Source organism: Pseudomonas sp. NPDC088429, from assembly GCF_044753305.1.
GTDB classification, from domain to species: Bacteria; Pseudomonadota; Gammaproteobacteria; order Pseudomonadales; family Pseudomonadaceae; genus Aquipseudomonas; species Aquipseudomonas rustica.
Genome location: NZ_JBIVMX010000008.1, coordinates 105,421 through 125,315, shown reverse-complemented (window position 1 = coordinate 125,315; position 19,895 = coordinate 105,421). Strand labels below are relative to the sequence as shown.

Genomic DNA, 19,895 nt, shown 5'->3' with positions numbered 1-19,895 from the left:
CGACGATTAGCATCGCCTCGGACATTTCGCTGCTGAGATCTTAAATGTTCTGCATCACGTAGTTGCCGCTGGTGAAGATCGGTTCGAACACGAACGAATGACCGCTCTTGCCGTCATGCTCGTCCATCGGTTTGGTGTCGAACGTCTTGTTCATGTACGAGTGCTGCTGGGCCAGACCAAATTCCGAGGCCATGCCGGAACCGGTACCGCCGCCGGCACTGAAAATCGAGAAATACAGACGTGACTGGTTGGCCTTGATGCCGCAGCTGTCGATCAGGTACGAGTGGATCATTTTCCAGTCAGGGCTGGAGAAACGCTGGGTGTCCTTGTTGAGGATGATCTTCGCCAAGTATTGGCCGAGGATCGGCGCGTTACCGGCGCCACCGGCGTGGACTTCGGACAAGTCCATGATCTTCATTTTGCTGTAGTCGCGCAGGAAACCGCTTTTTTCGCCCTTGCGCGAGAAGCGAATGCGCCCGGCGATGTCCTTGTCGAGGTCGCCGAGCATTACCAGCGGCTCGACCAGAAACACCGGTTTGCTCGCTTTGCTGTTGCCGATGCGCAGGTTGTTCTTGATCCACTGCGCCGGGCTGTAGCCTTTTTCGGTGGCGCGTCGGTCATTCGACGGGCGATCTTCGTTGTTGAATTCGTTGAGGTAAAACTTGCGCGCGTTGTACACCAGCTCCGCCACGTCGAGGGCGATGTTCGAGCCGCAGCGACCGAGGCCGATCAGGCACACCGACGGGAATTCCTGATCGTTGTGCTGTTCGTTATCGCCTTCCAGGTGCGGCGGGCGCGGGAACACCATGTCGCGCAGGCCGTCGAGGTTGTCGAGGATGCGGTCGGTATTGGTTTCGGTGAAGTACAGGTATTGCTGGGTCGACAGCGGACGCGAGGGAACCAGCGGTTTGGGCGATGACGGGCTGTTGGCGGCGGGGCTCGGATTCAAATCGGAGACCGCGGTGGCGGTATTGTTTTTAGAAGTCATTGGGCGCCATTTACCTGGTACTGGGTTGGTTCGCAGACCAATGTCAGCGAACCTCACGGAATAAGAGCTCGCGTCTTGTTTGCGCGAATTTGGCCCGGGCGTCAGGGACTTGGCCTGACGGTCGCTCGGGGGAATCCTTTCCTGATCGCTGATGAATCGGCCATTATTCGGCGATCTTTAATCAAAAGGAGGCTAAATGATGTCAACGCTACCTTCGTTGGGGTTCGCCGGAATCGGTCTGATGGGCTTGCCGATGTGCCGCCGCTTGCTGGCCGCCGGTTACCCGCTGAGCGTGTGGAACCGCAACCCGGACAAGTGCGCGCCACTGGTTGAGGCCGGCGCCCGGCAAGTGGCGACCCCGGCTGAACTGTGCGCACACGCCGATGTGGTGATGCTGTGCCTGGCCGATACGGCGGTGGTGCGTGAGGTGGTTTTTGGCGCGGGCGGTGTCGCTGAGGGTGGCAAGAGCGGTCAGTTGCTGGTGGATTTTTCCAGCCTGGAACCGACCGCGACGCGCGAGATGGCCGCTGAATTGGCGCAGAAAACCGGCATGTCCTGGCTGGACTCACCGGTGTCAGGAGGCGTGGTCGGCGCCGAGGCAGGCAGCCTGGCAATCATGGTCGGTGGTGAGGCAGTGGATCTTCAGCGAGTGCGCCCGGTGCTACTAAACCTCGGTCAGCGCGTCACGCACATGGGCGGCGTGGGCGCCGGTCAGGTGACCAAGGCCTGCAATCAGATGATCGTCGCCTGCAACGCGCTGGTGATTGCCGAAGTGGTGGCGCTGGCGGAAAAAGCCGGGGTCGATGCCAGCCTGATCGCCGAGGCATTGGCCGGCGGTTTTGCCGATTCGAAACCGTTGCAGATCCTCGCCCCGCAAATGGCCGAAAGCCGTTTCGAGCCGATCAAATGGCACGTGCGCACGCTGCTCAAAGATCTCGACACCGCGGTTAAATTCTCTCGCGAGCAGGGCTCGGCCACGCCGATCAGCGGATTGGCCGCACAATTGATGCGCCTGCATGGGGCGCAGGGCTTTTTGGCGAAGGATCCAGCAACGCTGGTGCAAATGTACCGCGCGCCAGAATCAACGGATTGACCGCATGGGACTGTTTGCGCTGATTGATTTCTTCCAGCACCGGGCGTAATTCGTCGAGCGGCACCGGGCGGCTGAGCAGGTAACCCTGAATGAAATCGCAGCCCGAGCGTTCGAGAAATTCGTACTGCTCCAGGGTTTCCACGCCTTCGGTGACCACCTGCAAATGCAGGGTGTGCGCCATGACGATGATCGCCTGGACAATCTCCATGTCCGCGGTGGCATTGGGGATGTCGATGATGAACGAACGGTCGATCTTCAGCGTATTCAGCGGCAGACGCTTGAGATAGGCCAGCGACGAATAGCCGGTGCCGAAGTCATCGATCGACAGCGACACGCCGAGGGCGCGGATCTGTCGCAGCAGCACCAGGGTGTTGGCGATATTGCCCATCAGCGCATTCTCGGTGACTTCCAGCTCCAGCCGTTCCGGCGCGACACCGGCAGTGCGTAAGGCGTTTTCGATTTCGTCAGCCAGTTCTTCGCGGCCAAGGTTCAGCGGCGAGCAGTTCCAGGCGATTTTCAATTCGTCGCAGCCGTGGCGCGACAGTTCGCCCAAATCCTTGCAGGCCCGACGCAGCACCCAGTTGTCCAGTTCGGCGATCAGGCCATTGTTTTCGGCGATGCTGATGAAGCGATCCGGCGTCAGCAGACCGTTGACCGGGTGCTGCCAGCGGATCAGCGCTTCAAGCTTGGTGACCTTGCCGGTTTTCAGTTCGAAGATCGGCTGGTAATACAGCATCAAACCGTTTTCTTCGCGCAAGGCATGACGCAGTTCTTCTTCGAGCTGCAACTCCATAGTCGCGCGGTTTTTCAGGTTGGAATTGAAAAAGTGCAGGCCGTTGCGCCCGGCGCCCTTGGATTGATAAAGGGCCAGATCCGCGTGTTTGAGCAGTTCTTCGCAGGTGGTGCCGTCATCCGGAAACAGGCTGATACCGATGCTGGTGGTCATCACCATGCGCCGGCCGGCCAGCTCAATCGGCTCCTTCATTTTTTGCATGATGCGCTGGGCCATGCTGCGCGCTTCTTCGCGGTCATGCAGGCCGATGAGGATGCAGAACTCGTCGCCACCGAACCGCGCGACCACGTCTTCATGGCTGCGCACCGAGCCTTTGATGTGGTCAGCGATGACTTTCAACAGCGCGTCGCCGGCGTCATGGCCGAGGCTGTCGTTGATGCGTTTGAAGTGGTCGATGTCGAGAAACATCACCGCGAGCATGCCGCCCTCGATGGCTTTCTGATTGAGCTTCTCGGCGAAGATCTGGTTGAAGCCACGGCGGTTGATCAGGTTGGTCAATGCGTCGTAATTGGCCACTTGCTGCAGCGACATGCGCGCCTGGTCGAGTTGGCTGAGCAGGGCGTTGACCCGGCGCAGGTCATGCTCCTTGTGTTGCAGTTTTTTATCGGCGAGTGCGGCGCTGATCGCACTGCCGAGAATCAGCAAGGTGATCAGGGCCACGGTCAGGCCCAATTGCAAATGGCTGGTTTCGGCGGTCAGTGTCGGCGTGCTGGCCTCGGGCAAAATCAGCTTGAGGGCGGCCATCCCGGTGAAATGCATGCTGAAAATGCCGGCGCCGAGAATCAGCGCGGCGCTGTATTTGAGTACCTGATGAAGTAAACCGCTGCCTTCGCGCAGATAGCCTGCCACCCACAGAGCGGCGAAACTGGCGCCGATGGCGATCACCACTGACAGGGTGAACAGTCCAGGATCGTAGTACGCGGTGGCGGCCGATTGCATCGCCGCCATGCCGACGTAATGCATGCCGGCAATGCCCAGGCCGATGACGAGCGCGGTTTTCAGGTAGAGCACCAGACTGGGCTGGGATTCGCTCAGGGTGTGCATGGCCAGCCACGAGGCGAGCAGGGCGATCAGCAGGGAAAACAGGGTGATGGGCAGGTCGTACTGGATGTCGATCGGTGCCTGAAACGCAAGCATGCCGATGAAGTGCATGGCCCAGATGCCGCCGGCCAGGCAGGTCGCGCCGATCCAGCGCCATAGTCGCTGTGAGCGCGGGTCTTCCGCGTGACCGATGCGTTCGGCCATGTCGAGGGTGGCAAAACTTGCTGCGCACGCGACCAGATAGGCCACCAGCACCAGCAGCGGGTTATGGCTGCAATTAAGAATGACCTGCCCGCTCTCCGGCAGCTCGGTAACAAACTGCAAACCAAGCCACTCCATAGCATGCCCCGTCTCTGAGTCGTCCTTACTGCGCGGCTAGCGCAGGCGAATGACTGGAGTATAGAGGCGGTTTTCGCAGAGCAAGTGGTAGTGGCACATTGGCGCTAATGATTTCGGCATTAGCGTCATAGCGATTGGCGCTAAAGGCCTAAGCGATCTGTTCGAATGGGATTTGCGCCCAGTCCGGTTGCAGCGGCGGCAGGCCAAAACGTGCGCGGGCCTTGTCGCAATCGATGTTCTGCTCGCCATTTTCCCACGACGATTCGAACTCGCGGCAGGGGCTGGAGCGCAATTCATAAATCGAGCACTTCACTTCGCTACCGACTTCGCCTTCCAGCGCCGTGCAGCGTGGCGATTTGCAGTCGGTGCCGTTCATCGCCACCCGGCTCGGGCTAATCTGCGTGACCAGTTCATCGGGCACGGTGCCGCCGGAGGAAGCGCACTCACCCCAGAAAAAAGACACACGGAAATGGGAACAACAGGCACCGCAATTCAGACACGGACTGACTTCGGACATGGACGGGGGTATCAAAGGGATTGATCGGGAGATCCGGACGGATCCGGCGGCTATTCTAGGCTTCGCCACGGCGTTGGGAAGGGGGGCGTGAAACTATTTTTTTGTGGCAAGGTTTTGCCGCAAAAGCCCCGGTTTTCGGGGGATTCAAGCGTTATCAAGGGCTTACGTTTCGTTACAGTGCCATGGCCCGATATCAGGCAGACGAATGATCACAGACAGCCCCCCTCAGGCTGACTAGATTGCAGGTTCCGGGCTCGGATGCGTTGGCAGTGAAGCCCTATAACAATAAAGAGACGGACCCATGCAGAACTCGACCCAAGCGGCGAATGCCTGGCGCATTCTGTTCCTGCTGTTCCTTGCCAACCTGTTCAACTTCTTCGACCGCACCATTCCGGCGATCATCATCGAGCCAATCCGCATGGAATGGCACCTCAGCGACTTTCAACTGGGCATCGTCGGTACCGCTTTCACCCTTGTTTACGCGATTGCCGGCCTGCCGTTGGGGCGCATGGCCGACACCGGCTCACGGCGCAAACTGATGGGCTGGGGCCTGGCGACGTGGAGCGCGCTGACCGCAGTCAACGGGCTGGTCGGCAGCTTCTGGAGCTTTTTGATCGTGCGCATGGGCATCGGCATCGGTGAGGCCAGTTATGCACCGGCAGCCAACTCGCTGATCGGTGACCTGTTCCCGGCGCACCGTCGGGCGCGGGCGATGGGCATTTTCATGCTCGGTCTGCCGCTGGGTTTGTTGCTGGCGTTCTTCACCATCGGCGCGATGGTCAAGGCATTCGACAGCTGGCGCGCGCCGTTTTTTATCGCGGCGGTGCCGGGTCTGATCCTGGCGATCTTCATGTTCTTCATTAAAGAGCCGAAGCGCGGCGCGGCGGAAACCGTGCAGGTTTCGCAGGAACGCGTCGACAAGCCGATCCGGCGGATTCTGGCCGTGCCGACCTTTCTCTGGCTGGTGATGGCCGGGTTGTGCTTCAACTTCGCGACCTATGCCTGCAACTCGTTTCTGGTGCCGATGCTGCAGCGCTATTTCCTCATGCCGCTGCAGGAAGCGGCCGTGGCGACTGGCGTGATCGTCGGCGTGACCGGACTGATCGGTTTGACGCTGGGCGGCTGGATTGCGGACAAGATTCACCAGCGCGTGGCCAACGGGCGGCTGTTGTTCGCGGCGTTCAGTCTGATTATTTCGACCCTGTGCACGGCGTGGGCATTGCATTCCGGGCGCATCGAGATTGGTGTGTTTGTCGCGGTATTCAGTGTCGGCTGGCTGTTTGCCTACAACTTCTACACCTGCGTTTACACCGCGATTCAAGACGTGGTCGAACCGCGTCTGCGGGCGACGGCGATGGCGTTGTTCTTTGCCGGGTTGTATCTGCTGGGCGGTGGCTTGGGGCCGGTGGTGGTCGGTGGTTTGTCCGATTACTTTGCGCACACGGCGATGCTGGCGGCGGGGGCTGAGCAGATGAGCGAGGCGTTCAAGGCAGTCGGGCTGCATGACGCGATGTATTTGATTCCGGTGGCGCTGTTTCTGACGATGGTGTTTCTGTTTCTCGCGGCGCGGTGTTTTGTGCGCGATGCGCAGCGGATGAAGGAAGGTTTGGTTGCGGTGGTTGAGCCAGAGGTTGCAGTGGCGACGGCTTAAGATCAAAAGATCGCAGCCTTCGGCAGCTCCTACTTGGGAATGCGGTTCCTGTAGGAGCTGCCGAAGGCTGCGATCTTTGCTTGATCGTGCCCACGCGGAGCGTGGGAACGATCGGCCCGCATCGCTGCGGGCCTTGTTGTTTCAGCAGGGGAGCAGGGCGGTTAACCCGCCACCAACACCCGAATCGCTTCCAAACGCAACGCCGCTTTGTCCAGCATCGACAGACCTTGCTCGCGCTGTTCACGCAACGCCACCAGTTCGCTGTCACGTACGGTCGGGTTGACCGCTTGCAACGCGGTCAGGCGCGCCAGTTCTTCGTCGGTGTCGGCCGCCAGACGGCGACGGGCCTCGGCCACGCGCTCGGCGTGACGCGGGGTGATCTTGTCTTCACCGGCGTTGATCCGTGGCGTCAGCTGATCGCGCTGAGCCTGGATAAACTTGTTGGCGCTGGCGCGCGGCACGCTTTCCAGCTGATCGTTCAGGGTTTCAAACGAGACGCGAGCCGACAAGTCGTTGCCATTGGCATCGAGCAGGCAGCGCAGGGCGGCCGGCGGCAGGTAACGGCCCAATTGGAGTGCGCGCGGGGCCACCACTTCGCTGACATAGAGCAATTCCAGCAACACAGTGCCCGGCTTCAGCGCCTTGTTTTTGATCAGCGCGACGGCGGTGTTGCCCATCGAACCGGACAGCACCAGATCCATGCCGCCCTGCACCATCGGGTGTTCCCAGGTGATGAACTGCATGTCTTCGCGCGACAGCGCCTGGTTAGGGTCGTTAGTGATGGTCACGCCTTCGTCGTCGCCCAGCGGGAAGCTGGCGTCGAGCATCTTCTCGCTTGGCTTGAGGATCAGGGCGTTTTCCGAATGGTCTTCGCTGTCGATGCCGAACGCGTCGAACAGGGTTTCCATGTAGATCGGCAGGGCGAACTGATCGTCTTGCTCAAGGATGTCCTCGACCAGTGCTTCACCTTCGCCAGCGCCGCCGGAGTTGAGCTCCAGCAAACGGTCGCGACCGGTGTGCAGCTCGGCTTCGAGACGTTCGCGCTCGCTGCGCGCTTCGTCGATCAGCGCTTGCCACTCGCTGTCGTCGGCTTCTTCGAGCAGCGGCAGCAGGCGCGGGCCGAACTGATGCTGCAAGGCGTTGCCGGTCGGGCAGGTGTTGAGGAACGCGTTCAGCGCTTCGTGGTACAACTGGAACAGGCGCTCTTGCGGGCTGGTTTCCAGGTACGGCACGTGCAGTTCGATGATGTGCTTCTGGCCGATCCGGTCGAGACGACCGATACGCTGCTCAAGCAGATCCGGGTGCGACGGCAGATCGAACAGCACCAGGTGGTGAGCGAACTGGAAGTTGCGACCTTCACTGCCGATTTCCGAGCAGATCAGCACTTGCGCGCCGAACTCTTCATCGGCGAAGTACGCGGCGGCGCGGTCACGCTCAAGGATGTTCATGCCTTCGTGGAACACCGTGGCCGGGATGCCGGAACGCACGCGCAGGGCGTCTTCCAGATCCATCGCGGTTTCAGCGTGGGCGCAGATCACCAGCACTTTGGTGCGCTTGAGCATTTTCAGCTGATCGATCAGCCATTCGACGCGCGGGTCGAATTTCCACCAGCGCTCTTCTTCGCTGGCGTCCGGCTGCGACTGGAAGCTGACTTCCGGGTACAGCTCGGCGTGATCGCCCAACGGCAGTTCGAGGTATTCGTCCGGGCACGGCAGCGGGTACGGGTGCAGCTTGCGCTCCGGGAAACCCTGCACGGCGGCGCGGGTGTTACGAAACAGCACGCGGCCAGTGCCGTGGCGGTCAAGCAGTTCGCGCACGAGGCGGGCGCTGGCTTCGGTGTCGCCATCGTTGACCGCGGTCAGCAGGGCTTCGCCTTCGTTGCCGAGGAAACCCTGAATGGTTTTGTGCGCTTTGGCCGAGAGACGGCCCTTGTCGAGCAGTTCCTGAACGGCTTCAGCCACCGGGCGATAGTTGTCGCTCTCGGCACGGAACGCGGCCAGGTCGTGGAAACGGTTTGGATCGAGCAGGCGCAGACGGGCGAAGTGGCTGTCCTGACCAAGTTGTTCCGGAGTCGCGGTGAGCAGCAGCACGCCCGGGATGACTTCGGCGAGTTGCTCGACCAGCGAGTATTCGGCACTGGCCTTTTCTTCGTGCCAGACCAAGTGGTGCGCTTCGTCGACCACCAGCAAATCCCAACCGGCGGCGAACAGAGCGTCCTGCGCCTTCTCATCGTCGACCAGCCATTCCAGCGCGACCAGCGCCAGTTGGGTGTCTTCGAACGGGTTGGTGGCATCGCTTTCGATAAAGCGTTCTTCGTCGAACAGCGCAACCTGCAGGTTGAAGCGGCGGCGCATCTCCACCAGCCACTGGTGCTGGAGGTTTTCCGGGACGAGGATCAGCACGCGGTTGGCGCGGCCCGAGAGCAGTTGGCGATGAATCACCAGACCGGCTTCGATGGTTTTACCCAGACCTACTTCGTCCGCCAGCAATACGCGCGGCGCAATGCGGTCGGCGACTTCACGGGCGATGTGCAATTGGTGCGCGATCGGTTGCGCACGCACGCCACCCAGGCCCCAGAGCGAAGATTGCAGCTGGCGGCTAGTGTGTTCGAGGGTGTTGTAACGCAGCGAGAACCACGACAGCGGGTCGATCTGCCCAGCGAACAGACGGTCGCTGGCCAGACGGAACTGAATGAAGTTCGACAGCTGGGTTTCTGGCAGGGTAACGGCTTCGTTCTGCCCGTTGAGGCCGTGATAAACCATCAGCCCGTCGACATCGTCGACTTGCTGCACGGTCATCTTCCAGCCTTCGAAGTGGGTAATGGTGTCACCCGGCGAGAATCGCACGCGGGTGAGGGGCGCATTCCGTAGCGCGTACTGGCGGGTTTCGCCAGTGGCCGGATAGAGCACGGTCAACAAGCGGCCGTCCTGTGCCAGAACGGTGCCTAAACCCAGCTCGGCTTCGCTGTCACTGATCCAGCGTTGCCCCGGTTGATACTGCTGCGCCATGCTGCCTGACTCCCACCTTGAAAAAGCGGGCTATCTTAACGGAATGAGGGCTTCAGGGCCAAAGATTACTGGCGTAGGAGCTGTCGAAGGCTGCGATCTTTTGATCTTTGGAAACACTTGAGTTCTGCGCTGTCCGATGAAAGATCGCAGCCTGCGGCAGCTCCTACAGGTGCCAAGTGCGTCACAGAATTGCGACGGGTGGCTCAAGGCGTGTTTGTCTTAGCCGATAGCCTGCTGACAGGAGAACCCCTATATGTTGCCACCGATGCTCCCCTTGAGCGCTGTGCCGATCACTTCGCAGCAGGATCCGATCCGCCAGCGGCCGGATATTCCGCCGGTGGTGCCGGTGCAGGAAAGCTCCAACGAAAGTACGATCGATCTGCAAAAACGTGATCCGGAAGAGGATCGACTGCTGGCGCGCGAAGAACAGCGCCGTCAGCAGGAGCGTGATCGTCGCCGTCGCGAGGCCGATGAAGACCCGGAAGAGCATCTGGCCGTGCCGGGTACGGTGCTCAACGCCGACAATACCGTGCCGGTGGTGCCGCTGATTGAAGATCAACCGCGTCAGGGCTTGTGGGTCGATATCGAGATTTGAGCGGCTCTGGCTAGATGACTGGTTTGATCGTGTTTGGCTGGGTGGCTGGTCAGCGCTGACGGCAGGCGGCATTATTGGCGCAGTCCTGCCGGTGATGTGGCAGTTGTGATTCTTTGAAGCGATGTTCTGAACGCCATGAGCCAAGACGACAAACTGATCGACCTCAGCACTGAACGCGCCAAGCGGGTGCATGACATTAAAGAGAAGCGGCTGAACGAAGTGCGTCAGGCGTTTGAGCAGGCGATGCCGTTGGGCAAGCCGAAGAAAAAGTCGAAGAACAAGCCGAAAAAACGTTGATCTCCCCCTGCATCTGTTGATGCAGGTCAGTTATTTCCCCTCCTTTCTCTTCCTTCGTTGTGGTTATTGATCCCGGTCAATTTGTGCGCCTGTGTGTTTGGTAATTTAGTCCCATCGCAGCAAAGCAGGGGCCAGGAGGCCAGTCATGTTTTTCGATAACGTGGTGTTTGCCGGGGTTCTGACTGTAGGGCTGATGGTTCTGTTTTTTGCAGGGTTTGGATTTTTTATCTGGAAGGATGCGCATAAGCGTAAGAAGTGATTCTTCTGGATTGATGGGCACGCAAGGCATTTTGGGGCGACTTCGGTTGCCCCTTTTTTTTTGCCTTGGCGGCCTTGGCGGCCTTTGGGCCGACCAGGCTGGGGGGGGGGGTTGTGAATATCCGTTGCTGCGGTAACGGCTGCTTAGGGTTTCGCCCTTACGGCGAGTCACCTTTTCCAGACGCCGAAAAGGTAACCGAAAAGGCTTTGCCCTGACGTTCGGCCCGCTCGCTGGGGCTCGGGGTTCCTTCGCTCCGGGATTGATCCGGGGGGCAGCGCCTACGGTTTGCTTCGCTGCACCTCCTCTCGCTGTGTTTGGCTGCGCCAAACGGTCGCTGCGCTCCCACCCCCGCATCAATCCCTCCACTCAGCCTGCCGACGGGCTCTAAGATCAAAAGCAGGCGAGCTGACACTCGGCCTATTGAGTGGTGAAGAGCGGGGGGCGCACGGCTTTTTGATTTGCGTTGGATTCGCCCCTCACCCCAGCCCTCTCCCGAGGGAGAGGGAGCCGATGGTGGGCTTTTCAAAATATGCATTCGACTCGGCATCCCAAGCCGGCGTACCTCTCCCAAACACCCCGATCAGTCCCCTCTCCCTCCGGGAGAGGGCTAGGGTGAGGGGCTCTTGATCTTGATCTGGCTTTTGACGTGGCTTTTGATCTCAAGCCCCTTCGGCAGGCCGAGCGTAGGTGTCCATCCGGGGATCAGGCGCGTAGCGCCGTGCGGCGCAGCCGCATACATCGAGAGGAGGTGCAGCGAAGCAAACCGTAGGCGATGTCCCCGGATGGACACCGTAGCGAGGGAACACTGAGCCTCAGCGAAGTGCCGTACGCCGGGGCCAAGCCTTTTGGGTTACCTTTTCGGCGTTTGGAAAAGGTAACTCGCTGTAAGAGCGAAACCGCCAGCAGCCATCACCGCAGCAACGGATATGCCCCCAACCCCAACCCCCGAACCAAAAAAAAGGCGCGATCCCAAAGAATCGCGCCTTCTTCATATATCGCTATCTATCAACTACCCAAAGCCTTCGAAGCCAACCAGAACAACCCAGCCGACAACGCCACGGTAGCCGGCAAGGTCAACACCCAAGCCAACAGAATAGTGCGAACAGTCCCACCTTGCAGGCCGCTCTTATTCGCGACCATGGTCCCCGCCACACCCGAAGACAACACATGAGTCGTCGACACCGGCAAACTGAAGATGTTGGCCAAACCAATCAAACTCGCCGTCGTGATCTGCGCCGACATACCCTGCGAATAGGTCATGCCCTGCTTGCCGATCTTCTCGCCAATGGTCAGAACCACACGTTTCCAGCCAACCATGGTGCCCAGACCCAGCGCCAGTGCAACCGCCAGAATCACCCAGAACGGGGCGTATTCAGTGGTCGTGGTCAGGTCTTTGCGCAACTTGTCGAGGTCAGCCTTTTCACGGGCATCCAGAACCGGCAACTTGCTGACTTTCTTCGCGGTATCGTCCAGGCACAGCAAGTAGCGACGCACTTCGATGCGGCTATCCGACGACAACGAATGGTAGTCCGCTACACCTTTAAGCGTGTGCAACAGAGCGGTGATAGTCGGTTCGGTCTGCTGCGGGTTGCAGCGGAATTTCTCCGGCAGGTCGCCGTCTACGCTCTTGCCCAAGGCCAGGAATTCACCCAGCGAATCGGCGTTGCGCTGGTAGAACTGGCTCAGGTGCAGGGTCGCGTCGCGGGTGCGTTCGATCTGGTAAGTGGTGCTGTTCAGGTCGAGAACGAACTGCGCAGGCACGATACCGATCAACACCAGCATGATCAGGCCGATGCCTTTCTGGCCATCGTTGGAACCGTGCACGAAGCTCACGGCCATGGCCGAGATCACCAGAACCAGACGGTTCCAGAACGGCGGATGCTTTTTGTCGTCGAGTTTGCGGCGCTGTTCAGGCGTCTTGTGCATCTTCGACAGCGGGCGCCACCATTTCAGGCCGATCAGGATCAGCGCTGCAATCAGGAAGCCAGCCATCGGCGAGAACACCAGCGAAGCGCCGATGTCGATCGCTTTCTGCCAGTTAACGCCGTCGGCCAACGGGATGTCGTTGATCAACGCGTTGGCCAGGCCGACACCGAGGATCGAGCCGATCAGGGTGTGGGAACTGGACGCCGGGATACCGAAGTACCAGGTGCCGAGGTTCCAGGCGATTGCCGCTGCGAGCAACGAGAAAACCATCGCAAGGCCATGGCCGGTGTTCACATTGATCAGCAGCTCAACCGGCAGCAGGTGGACAATGGCATACGCCACGCCAACGCCACCCAGCAGCACGCCGAGGAAATTGAACACACCGGAAAAGAACACCGCCAGGTGCGGCGGCATGGCTTTGGTGTAGATAACAGTGGCTACCGCGTTAGCGGTGTCATGAAATCCATTGATGAACTCGAAGGCGAGGACAAACGTCAGGGCGAGCAAGAGGCTCACAAGCACCCAAGCATCCAGTCCGCTGAATAAATCGATCATGAAGGTTTTCTGACCCGGTCGTAAGGGGGCGCGATTATGCCAGAAAAGACTGGAAATCGATGCCCTCAGTGCTCATCGGTAACGCACTTCTTCGATTTAATTTGTTGCAGCACATGAAAACCAAGCGGCGTGCAGGGTTTTTCAAGCCTTTGATTTATCTATAAAAAGGCTTTTTGGAACAAGCGTTTTACCCGCGTTTGGAGGGCTCAAACGCTTGTCTGAAATATCTGTGAAACTTTCCGAAGCTGTCCTTTAGCCGGCTCTACGCAGAATCAGCCGCTGCCCGCGGGTAGCGGGCGCGCAAGGCATCGTCTCGGCACCGCGTGGGTAACCGGTGCGTACACGGATGCTCAAGGCCTTCAAAAACCGTGGCTCATGGCTCTTCGGCTTTGAGTTCCTTTTCGATCTTTTCGATTTCTTGCTTGAAGACCTGATCCTGAACGGTAGGGCGTTTGCGCCATGCCTTGCGTTCCGGTTCTGGTTGAGCGGCGTAGGTGGTGACTTCCCCGCCGTAAACATCCTTGTAACGTTGTTCCTGGCGCTCAAGTTCCGCGCGCAGTTCGTCTTTCGTCACAGTGCTACCTGTATGAGTTGAGATAAATGTCTGGTGAATCGCACTGCAACGAGTCGATTGAGCCGGCCCGTCGAGAACTCAACGCCAGAACAGGCATTGATGTCTTCGGCAGGGCGATCAAGACTTCCATGTTACAGGCGGCTACGACACCAGATTAAAACGGACGCAGCATCAGTTCCTGTTTCAGCGAGCGCTAGCGTTACATCAATCATGAGCGTCAGGCGCTTGCCGGGACTGGCAGCGATTGGCATCGCCTCAGCCGGTGACCACCTCGATGAATAACGGGTGCCACTGAGGTGCATTATAGCGGTCGATTCAGGATTGACTATCGTTGCCAAGTTAAAAACGGTTCGGGATGTGTGATTGTTTTGTTAATCGCAACTTTCTCGGGTAGTTGAAGTGCAAGCAAACGTTTACTTCGCCGCGATCTGTTTTTGGCGCCATTTAGTCGATCAACTAAATCTTGATTGAGTTCCCCGGCAAAGTTGCACAGGCGTCTCAAATAGCAAGCCACAGCAGAGGAGGGCGATTGCGATTATCGGTCGACGGTTCGATAATCGCCCAATGTTGATGGCTCGCCGCTTGTGCATCTGCCCGCGAGCCGTTTGTATAGCCATTGATCCGTGTCGGGTAAAAAGGACAATAAATGAACGATCAAATGCGCAACTCCTTCACTTCCGTGGCGCCGCCGATCGTCGCCTCGCCGGCCAAGCGCATTCAGGCGCTGACCGGTGATCCGGATTTCATGACGTCGCTGGCCCGTGGCCTGGCGGTGGTGCAGGCGTTTCAGGAGCGCAAACGTCATCTGACCATCGCGCAGATCAGCCACCGCACGGAAATTCCCCGCGCCGCGGTGCGCCGTTGCCTACACACTTTGATCAAACTTGGCTACGCCACCACCGACGGACGCACCTATTCTCTGCTGCCGAAAGTGCTGACCCTCGGCCACGCTTATCTATCATCGACGCCGCTGGCCGTGTCCGCGCAGCCGTACCTCGACCGCATGAGCGAGCAGCTGCACGAAGCCTGCAACATGGCCACGCTTGAGGGCGACGACATTCTTTACATCGCGCGGTCGGCGACCACGCAGCGGCTGATCTCGGTCGATCTGTCGGTGGGCGGGCGTCTGCCGGCGTATTGCACATCGATGGGCCGAATCCTGCTGGCAGCGCTGGACGACACGTCCTTGCGCGAATACCTCGACCACGCTGAACTGGTGGCTAAAACCAGCCGCACGATCCACACCCCCGACGCGTTGCTCGAATGTTTGCAGGAAGTGCGGCAGCAAGGTTGGTGCATCGTCGATCAGGAATTGGAACAAGGCCTGCGCTCGATTGCCGTACCGGTCTACGACGCTTCGGGCCAAGTGGTGGCGGCGCTCAACGTCAGCACCCACGCCGGTCGCGTCAGTCGCACCGAGCTTGAGCAGCGCTTTCTGCCGGGCCTGCTCAGCGCCAGCCGCGACCTTAGCGCGCAGTTGTTTGCCTGATGAAGCTGTTCGATAAACGCACAGTGTTGCGTTTATCGAATTGACGCTAAAACCCCCGGATCATTAATGTCGCGGCAGCGTCATCCGGCGCTGTTGTGAATGAGCCCGCCGGACTGTCGACTCCCATAATAATGACAAGAGGCAACTCACCATGCGCACGCTCCCCGACTGTCTCCGCTCCAACCGCTGTTGCCGGGTTCACCGCAACGCCTGATCCAGACCTTCTATTCTTGTGACCGTGCCGCTCTCTGGCCGGCCGCCGTTCGACTGCGTTTTTTGCGTGGATAAAAATAATGAACCAGCCTCAGTCCGCTGTGGGTCAGTGCCTCGACGTGCAGACCTTCATCAACGCCCAACCGATCTCGCGCTATCAATGGCGGGTGGTGATCTTGTGTTTCCTGATTGTATTTCTCGATGGCCTCGACACCGCCGCGATGGGCTTTATTGCCCCGGCGTTGTCGCAGGACTGGGGCATCGACCGCGCCAGCCTCGGCCCGGTGATGAGCGCCGCGTTGATCGGCATGGTCTTCGGCGCACTCGGTTCCGGCCCTTTGGCTGACCGCTTTGGGCGAAAAGTCGTACTCGTCGGCGCCGTGATTCTGTTCGGTGCCTTCAGCCTGGCGTCGGCCTACAGCACTAACGTTGAACAACTGCTGGTGCTGCGCTTCCTGACCGGTCTCGGTCTGGGTGCGGGGATGCCCAATGCCACCACGTTGCTGTCGGAGTACACCCCGGAACGCAAGAAGTCGCTGCTGGTGACCAGCATGTTCTGCGGTTTCAACCTCGGCATGGCCGGTGGCGGGTTTATTTCCGCCAAGCTGATTCCGGCGTTCGGCTGGCACAGTCTGCTGCTGATCGGCGGGATTTTGCCGCTGATCCTCGCGGTGGTGCTGCTGTTCTGGCTGCCGGAATCGGCGCGCTACCTTGTCGTCCGTAACCGTGGCACCGACAAAGTGCGCAAAACCCTGGCGCCGATCGATCCGGTCACCGTCGCCCAAGCCTCCAGTTTCAGCGTGCCGGAACAAAAAACCGTGAAGGCACGCAACGTGTTCGCGGTGATCTTCTCCGGCACCTACAGCACCGGCACCTTGCTGCTGTGGCTGACCTACTTCATGGGGCTGGTCATCGTTTATCTGTTGACCAGTTGGCTGCCGACGCTGATGCGTGACAGTGGCGCGAGCATGGAACAAGCCGCGTTCATCGGTGCGCTGTTCCAATTCGTCGGGGTATTGAGCGCGGTCGCTGTGGGATGGGCGATGGATCGCTTCAATCCGCACAAGGTCATCGGCATTTTCTACCTGCTGGCCGGGGTGTTTGCCTACGCGGTGGGGCAGAGCCTGGGCAACATTACGTTGTTGGCGACTTTGGTTTTAGTGGCGGGGATGTGCGTGAACGGCGCGCAATCGGCAATGCCGTCGCTGGCGGCGCGGTTTTATCCGACGCAGGGGCGGGCGACCGGCGTGTCGTGGATGCTGGGGATTGGCCGCTTTGGCGCGATTCTCGGGGCGTGGATGGGCGCGACGTTGTTGGGCTTGGGCTGGAATTTTGAGCAGGTGTTGACGGCGTTGGTGATTCCGGCGGCGGTGGCGACGGCTGCGGTGGTGATCAAGGGCATGGTCAGTCATGCGGATGCCACTTGAGTACTACTGTCAGAATCTCCTTTGAATGTTCTGGCCCCTTCGCGAGCAAGCTCGCTCCCACATTGGAATGCATTTCAAAATGTGGGAGCGAGCTTGCTCGCGAAGCCTTTGTTCTTGATTGTTAGGCAAACAACAATCTGTTCGATAAACGAACACTCAGTCGATTATCGGATTGTTTGGCACTTTTCCCAGGCTTAATCTGCAGTGACTCCGGCGCTGAACCTCGCGCCTTTTTATCACTGGCGATTCATTACAAAAACAGGAGCCCGCTCCATGGCTGAGATCCTTTCGCTGCACGACGCGGTGAAGCAATTCGTCAACGACGGCGACACCGTCGCACTCGAAGGCTTCACTCACTTGATCCCTACGGCCGCAGGTCATGAAATCATTCGTCAGGGCAAGAAAGATCTGACGCTGGTGCGGATGACGCCTGACCTGATTTACGACCAACTGATCGGCGCCGGTTGCGCACGCAAACTGATTTTCTCCTGGGGCGGCAACCCTGGCGTGGGTTCGCTGCACCGTCTGCGCGACGCGGTCGAGAAGCAATGGCCGCAGCCGCTGGAGATCGAAGAACACAGCCACGCCGACCTGGCGAATGCCTACGTCGCCGGCGCTTCCGGCCTACCGTTCGCGGTGCTGCGTGCCTACGCCGGTTCCGACCTGCCAAAAGTCAATCCACTGATCAAAACCGTCACCTGCCCGTTCACCGGTGAAGTGTTGGCGGCCGTGCCGTCGGTGCGCCCGGACGTGACCGTGATCCACGCGCAGAAAGCCGACCGCCAAGGCAACGTGCTGCTGTGGGGCATTCTCGGCGTGCAGAAAGAAGCCGCGCTGGCCGCCAAGCGCTGCATCGTTACCGTCGAAGAAATCGTCGACAACCTCAACGCGCCAATGAACTCCTGCGTGTTGCCGACCTGGGCCTTGAGCGCAGTCTGCCATGTACCCGGCGGTGCACATCCGTCCTACGCCCACGGTTACAACGAGCGCGACAATCGTTTCTATCAGGCGTGGGATCCGATCGCCCGCGACCGTGAGACGTTTACCGCGTGGATCAACGAATACATCCATGGCTGCGCTGACTTCAGCGAGTTCCAGGCCAAGTTGGCCGCTGCCTCGGAGGCCAAGTAATGACTTACACCACCCATGAAATGATGACCGTCGCTGCGGCCCGTCGCCTGAAGAACGGCTCGGTGTGCTTCGTCGGCATCGGTCTGCCGTCGAAAGCCGCCAACCTCGCGCGTCTGACCTCGTCGCCGGACGTGGTGCTGATCTACGAATCGGGCCCGATTGGTGCCAAGCCGAGCGTGCTGCCGCTGTCCATCGGTGACGGCGAACTGGCGGAAACCGCCGACACCGTCGTCCCGACCGGTGAGATTTTTCGCTATTGGTTGCAGGGCGGGCGCATCGACGTCGGTTTTCTCGGCGCCGCGCAGGTCGACCGTTTCGGCAACATCAACACCACCGTGGTCGGCGATTACTTCTCGCCGAAAGTACGCCTGCCGGGTGCCGGTGGCGCGCCGGAAATTGCCGGCTCGGCGAAAAGCGTGTTGATCATCCTTAAACAGTCGGCGCGTTCGTTTGTCGACAAGCTCGACTTCATCACCTCGGTCGGTCACGGCGAGGGCGGCGATTCGCGCAAACGTCTGGGCCTGCCGGGCGCCGGCCCGGTCGGGATCATCACCGACCTGTGCATCATGGAGCCGGAAGAGGGCACCCACGAATTCGTGGTCACCGCACTGCACCCGGGCGTGACCCGCGAGCAAGTGGTCGCGGCCACCGGTTGGGCGATTCGTTTTGCTGACAGCGTTGAAACCACCGCGGAGCCGACTGACGTCGAACTGACCGCGCTGCGCGATCTCGAAGCGCGCACCGCAGCCGCCCACGGTCAGGCACCGGGAGAAGCATGATGCGTGACGTTTATATCTGCGACGCGATTCGCACGCCGATCGGCCGTTTCGGCGGCGGACTGTCCGCCGTGCGCGCCGATGACCTGGCCGCCGTGCCGATCAAGGCCCTGATGGAACGCAATCCTTCAGTGGACTGGAACGCCATCGACGAAGTGTTCCTCGGCTGCGCCAACCAGGCTGGCGAAGACAACCGCAACGTTGCGCGCATGGCGCTGCTGTTGGCCGGCCTGCCGGAAACTGTGCCGGGCGTGACCCTCAATCGTCTGTGCGCTTCGGGCATGGACGCGATCGGTACGGCATTCCGCGCCATCGCCAGCGGCGAGATGGAGCTGGCGATTGCCGGCGGCGTCGAGTCGATGTCCCGCGCACCGTTCGTGATGGGCAAGGCTGATGCGGCGTTCTCGCGCAACATGAAACTGGAAGACACCACCATCGGCTGGCGTTTCATCAACCCGCTGATGAAGGCGCAATACGGCGTCGACGCGATGCCGCAGACCGCTGACAACGTGGCCGACGACTATAAAGTCTCGCGCGCCGATCAGGACGCTTTCGCCTTGCGCAGTCAGCAACGCACCGCCGCCGCGCAGGCTGCAGGATTTTTCGCTGAAGAAATCGTCGAAGTGCGGATTGCCCACAAGAAGGGTGAAACCGTGGTCAGCCAGGATGAACATCCGCGCGCCGACACCACGATTGAAGCGCTGACAAAATTGAAACCGGTCAACGGCCCGGACAAAACCGTCACCGCCGGCAATGCCTCCGGCGTCAACGACGGTGCCGCGGCGCTGATTCTGGCTTCTGCCGAAGCTGTGAAAAAACATGGCCTGACCGCCCGCGCCAAAGTGCTCGGCATGGCCAGCGCCGGCGTGGCGCCGCGCGTAATGGGCATCGGCCCGGTGCCAGCGGTGCGCAAATTGATCGAGCGCCTCGGCGTAGCGGTCAGTGATTTCGACGTGATCGAACTCAATGAAGCGTTTGCCAGCCAAGGCTTGGCGGTGCTGCGTGAATTGGGTCTGGCGGATGATGCCGCGCAGGTCAACCCGAACGGTGGGGCGATTGCTCTCGGTCACCCGTTGGGCATGAGCGGTGCGCGTCTGGTGTTGACCGCACTGCATCAGTTGGAAAAGACCGGTGGCAAGAAAGGTCTGGCGACCATGTGCGTCGGTGTCGGCCAAGGTCTGGCCCTGGCCATCGAACGCGTCTGACGCAAGCCGTGACGAAAA

Annotated in this window: 15 protein-coding genes and 1 pseudogene; 10 read left to right on the top strand and 6 right to left on the bottom strand. The window is 59.9% G+C overall.

Features of this window, described 5'->3' with window-relative positions; all coding sequences use genetic code 11:
- Positions 1-43 precede the first annotated feature (43 nt).
- A pseudogene (locus ACIP66_RS07680) lies at positions 44-988 on the bottom strand (hypothetical protein); the annotation flags it as partial.
- A gap of 196 nt (positions 989-1,184) precedes the next feature.
- Here ACIP66_RS07680 and ACIP66_RS07675 point away from each other — a divergent pair.
- Complete coding sequence (locus ACIP66_RS07675; protein ID WP_400646778.1) at positions 1,185-2,081, top strand: NAD(P)-dependent oxidoreductase; 897 nt, start codon at positions 1,185-1,187, stop codon at positions 2,079-2,081.
- Here ACIP66_RS07675 and ACIP66_RS07670 read toward each other — a convergent pair.
- Positions 1,972-4,254 (bottom strand): putative bifunctional diguanylate cyclase/phosphodiesterase, encoded by a 2,283-nt coding sequence (locus ACIP66_RS07670; RefSeq protein WP_400646776.1) that lies wholly within the window; start codon positions 4,252-4,254, stop codon positions 1,972-1,974. The genes ACIP66_RS07675 and ACIP66_RS07670 overlap by 110 nt on opposite strands.
- A 148-nt stretch (positions 4,255-4,402) precedes the next feature.
- Positions 4,403-4,771, bottom strand: coding sequence for a YkgJ family cysteine cluster protein (locus ACIP66_RS07665; RefSeq protein WP_400646774.1), 369 nt, complete (start codon positions 4,769-4,771; stop codon positions 4,403-4,405).
- A gap of 301 nt (positions 4,772-5,072) precedes the next feature.
- Here ACIP66_RS07665 and ACIP66_RS07660 point away from each other — a divergent pair, with 301 nt between their 5' ends.
- On the top strand, positions 5,073-6,422 hold the full coding sequence (locus ACIP66_RS07660; protein ID WP_400646772.1) for a spinster family MFS transporter: 1,350 nt from the start codon (positions 5,073-5,075) through the stop codon (positions 6,420-6,422).
- A 161-nt stretch (positions 6,423-6,583) separates the two neighbouring features.
- Here the strand turns inward: ACIP66_RS07660 and rapA are convergent, their stop codons facing one another.
- Positions 6,584-9,430 (bottom strand): RNA polymerase-associated protein RapA, encoded by a 2,847-nt coding sequence (rapA, locus tag ACIP66_RS07655; RefSeq protein ID WP_400646770.1) that lies wholly within the window; start codon positions 9,428-9,430, stop codon positions 6,584-6,586.
- A 253-nt stretch (positions 9,431-9,683) separates the two neighbouring features.
- Between rapA and ACIP66_RS07650 the strand changes: the two genes are divergently transcribed.
- From ACIP66_RS07650 to ccoM, 3 genes are all read left to right on the top strand, one after another.
- The gene (locus ACIP66_RS07650) at positions 9,684-10,025 is read left to right on the top strand and encodes a hypothetical protein (RefSeq protein WP_053117854.1); all 342 of its coding nucleotides are present in this window, start codon (positions 9,684-9,686) and stop codon (positions 10,023-10,025) included.
- Positions 10,026-10,160: 135 nt separating this feature from the next.
- Complete coding sequence (locus ACIP66_RS07645; RefSeq protein WP_172680076.1) at positions 10,161-10,322, top strand: hypothetical protein; 162 nt, start codon at positions 10,161-10,163, stop codon at positions 10,320-10,322.
- A gap of 145 nt (positions 10,323-10,467) precedes the next feature.
- Positions 10,468-10,581 (top strand): cytochrome c oxidase subunit CcoM, encoded by a 114-nt coding sequence (ccoM, locus tag ACIP66_RS07640; RefSeq protein WP_041070550.1) that lies wholly within the window; start codon positions 10,468-10,470, stop codon positions 10,579-10,581.
- 1,005 nt (positions 10,582-11,586) lie between these two features.
- On the opposite strand, the gene ACIP66_RS07635 is transcribed toward ccoM, so the two are convergent.
- Positions 11,587-13,062, bottom strand: coding sequence for an inorganic phosphate transporter (locus ACIP66_RS07635; protein ID WP_212550611.1), 1,476 nt, complete (start codon positions 13,060-13,062; stop codon positions 11,587-11,589).
- A 373-nt stretch (positions 13,063-13,435) separates the two neighbouring features.
- Positions 13,436-13,636, bottom strand: coding sequence for a hypothetical protein (locus tag ACIP66_RS07630; RefSeq protein WP_053117858.1), 201 nt, complete (start codon positions 13,634-13,636; stop codon positions 13,436-13,438).
- Between the two features lie 646 nt (positions 13,637-14,282).
- Between ACIP66_RS07630 and pcaR the strand changes: the two genes are divergently transcribed.
- The 5 genes from pcaR to pcaF all read left to right on the top strand — a co-directional run bounded on the left by pcaR (position 14,283) and on the right by pcaF (position 19,877).
- Positions 14,283-15,125 (top strand): pca regulon transcriptional regulator PcaR, encoded by an 843-nt coding sequence (gene pcaR, locus ACIP66_RS07625; protein ID WP_007917109.1) that lies wholly within the window; start codon positions 14,283-14,285, stop codon positions 15,123-15,125.
- A 293-nt stretch (positions 15,126-15,418) separates the two neighbouring features.
- Positions 15,419-16,765 (top strand): MFS transporter, encoded by a 1,347-nt coding sequence (locus tag ACIP66_RS07620; RefSeq protein WP_400646765.1) that lies wholly within the window; start codon positions 15,419-15,421, stop codon positions 16,763-16,765.
- A gap of 273 nt (positions 16,766-17,038) precedes the next feature.
- On the top strand, positions 17,039-17,896 hold the full coding sequence (locus ACIP66_RS07615) for a CoA transferase subunit A (protein WP_053117863.1): 858 nt from the start codon (positions 17,039-17,041) through the stop codon (positions 17,894-17,896).
- Complete coding sequence (locus tag ACIP66_RS07610; protein WP_400646763.1) at positions 17,896-18,675, top strand: CoA-transferase subunit beta; 780 nt, start codon at positions 17,896-17,898, stop codon at positions 18,673-18,675. The genes ACIP66_RS07615 and ACIP66_RS07610 overlap by 1 nt, the downstream gene beginning before the upstream one ends.
- A complete protein-coding gene (gene pcaF, locus ACIP66_RS07605; RefSeq protein ID WP_178124221.1) occupies positions 18,672-19,877 on the top strand; it encodes a 3-oxoadipyl-CoA thiolase in 1,206 nt (401 codons plus the stop codon). The genes ACIP66_RS07610 and pcaF overlap by 4 nt, the downstream gene beginning before the upstream one ends.
- Positions 19,878-19,895 lie beyond the last annotated feature (18 nt).

Coding starts and splice junctions, on each gene's coding strand:
- ccoM (WP_041070550.1), top strand. CDS start 10,468: ATGTTTTTCGATAACGTGGTGTTTGCCGGGGTTCTGACTGTAGGGCTG.
- pcaR (WP_007917109.1), top strand. CDS start 14,283: ATGAACGATCAAATGCGCAACTCCTTCACTTCCGTGGCGCCGCCGATC.
- ACIP66_RS07620 (WP_400646765.1), top strand. CDS start 15,419: ATGAACCAGCCTCAGTCCGCTGTGGGTCAGTGCCTCGACGTGCAGACC.
- ACIP66_RS07615 (WP_053117863.1), top strand. CDS start 17,039: ATGGCTGAGATCCTTTCGCTGCACGACGCGGTGAAGCAATTCGTCAAC.
- ACIP66_RS07660 (WP_400646772.1), top strand. CDS start 5,073: ATGCAGAACTCGACCCAAGCGGCGAATGCCTGGCGCATTCTGTTCCTG.
- ACIP66_RS07670 (WP_400646776.1), bottom strand. CDS start 4,254: ATGGAGTGGCTTGGTTTGCAGTTTGTTACCGAGCTGCCGGAGAGCGGG.
- ACIP66_RS07675 (WP_400646778.1), top strand. CDS start 1,185: ATGATGTCAACGCTACCTTCGTTGGGGTTCGCCGGAATCGGTCTGATG.
- ACIP66_RS07665 (WP_400646774.1), bottom strand. CDS start 4,771: ATGTCCGAAGTCAGTCCGTGTCTGAATTGCGGTGCCTGTTGTTCCCAT.
- ACIP66_RS07645 (WP_172680076.1), top strand. CDS start 10,161: ATGAGCCAAGACGACAAACTGATCGACCTCAGCACTGAACGCGCCAAG.
- pcaF (WP_178124221.1), top strand. CDS start 18,672: ATGATGCGTGACGTTTATATCTGCGACGCGATTCGCACGCCGATCGGC.
- ACIP66_RS07610 (WP_400646763.1), top strand. CDS start 17,896: ATGACTTACACCACCCATGAAATGATGACCGTCGCTGCGGCCCGTCGC.
- rapA (WP_400646770.1), bottom strand. CDS start 9,430: ATGGCGCAGCAGTATCAACCGGGGCAACGCTGGATCAGTGACAGCGAA.
- ACIP66_RS07650 (WP_053117854.1), top strand. CDS start 9,684: ATGTTGCCACCGATGCTCCCCTTGAGCGCTGTGCCGATCACTTCGCAG.
- ACIP66_RS07635 (WP_212550611.1), bottom strand. CDS start 13,062: ATGATCGATTTATTCAGCGGACTGGATGCTTGGGTGCTTGTGAGCCTC.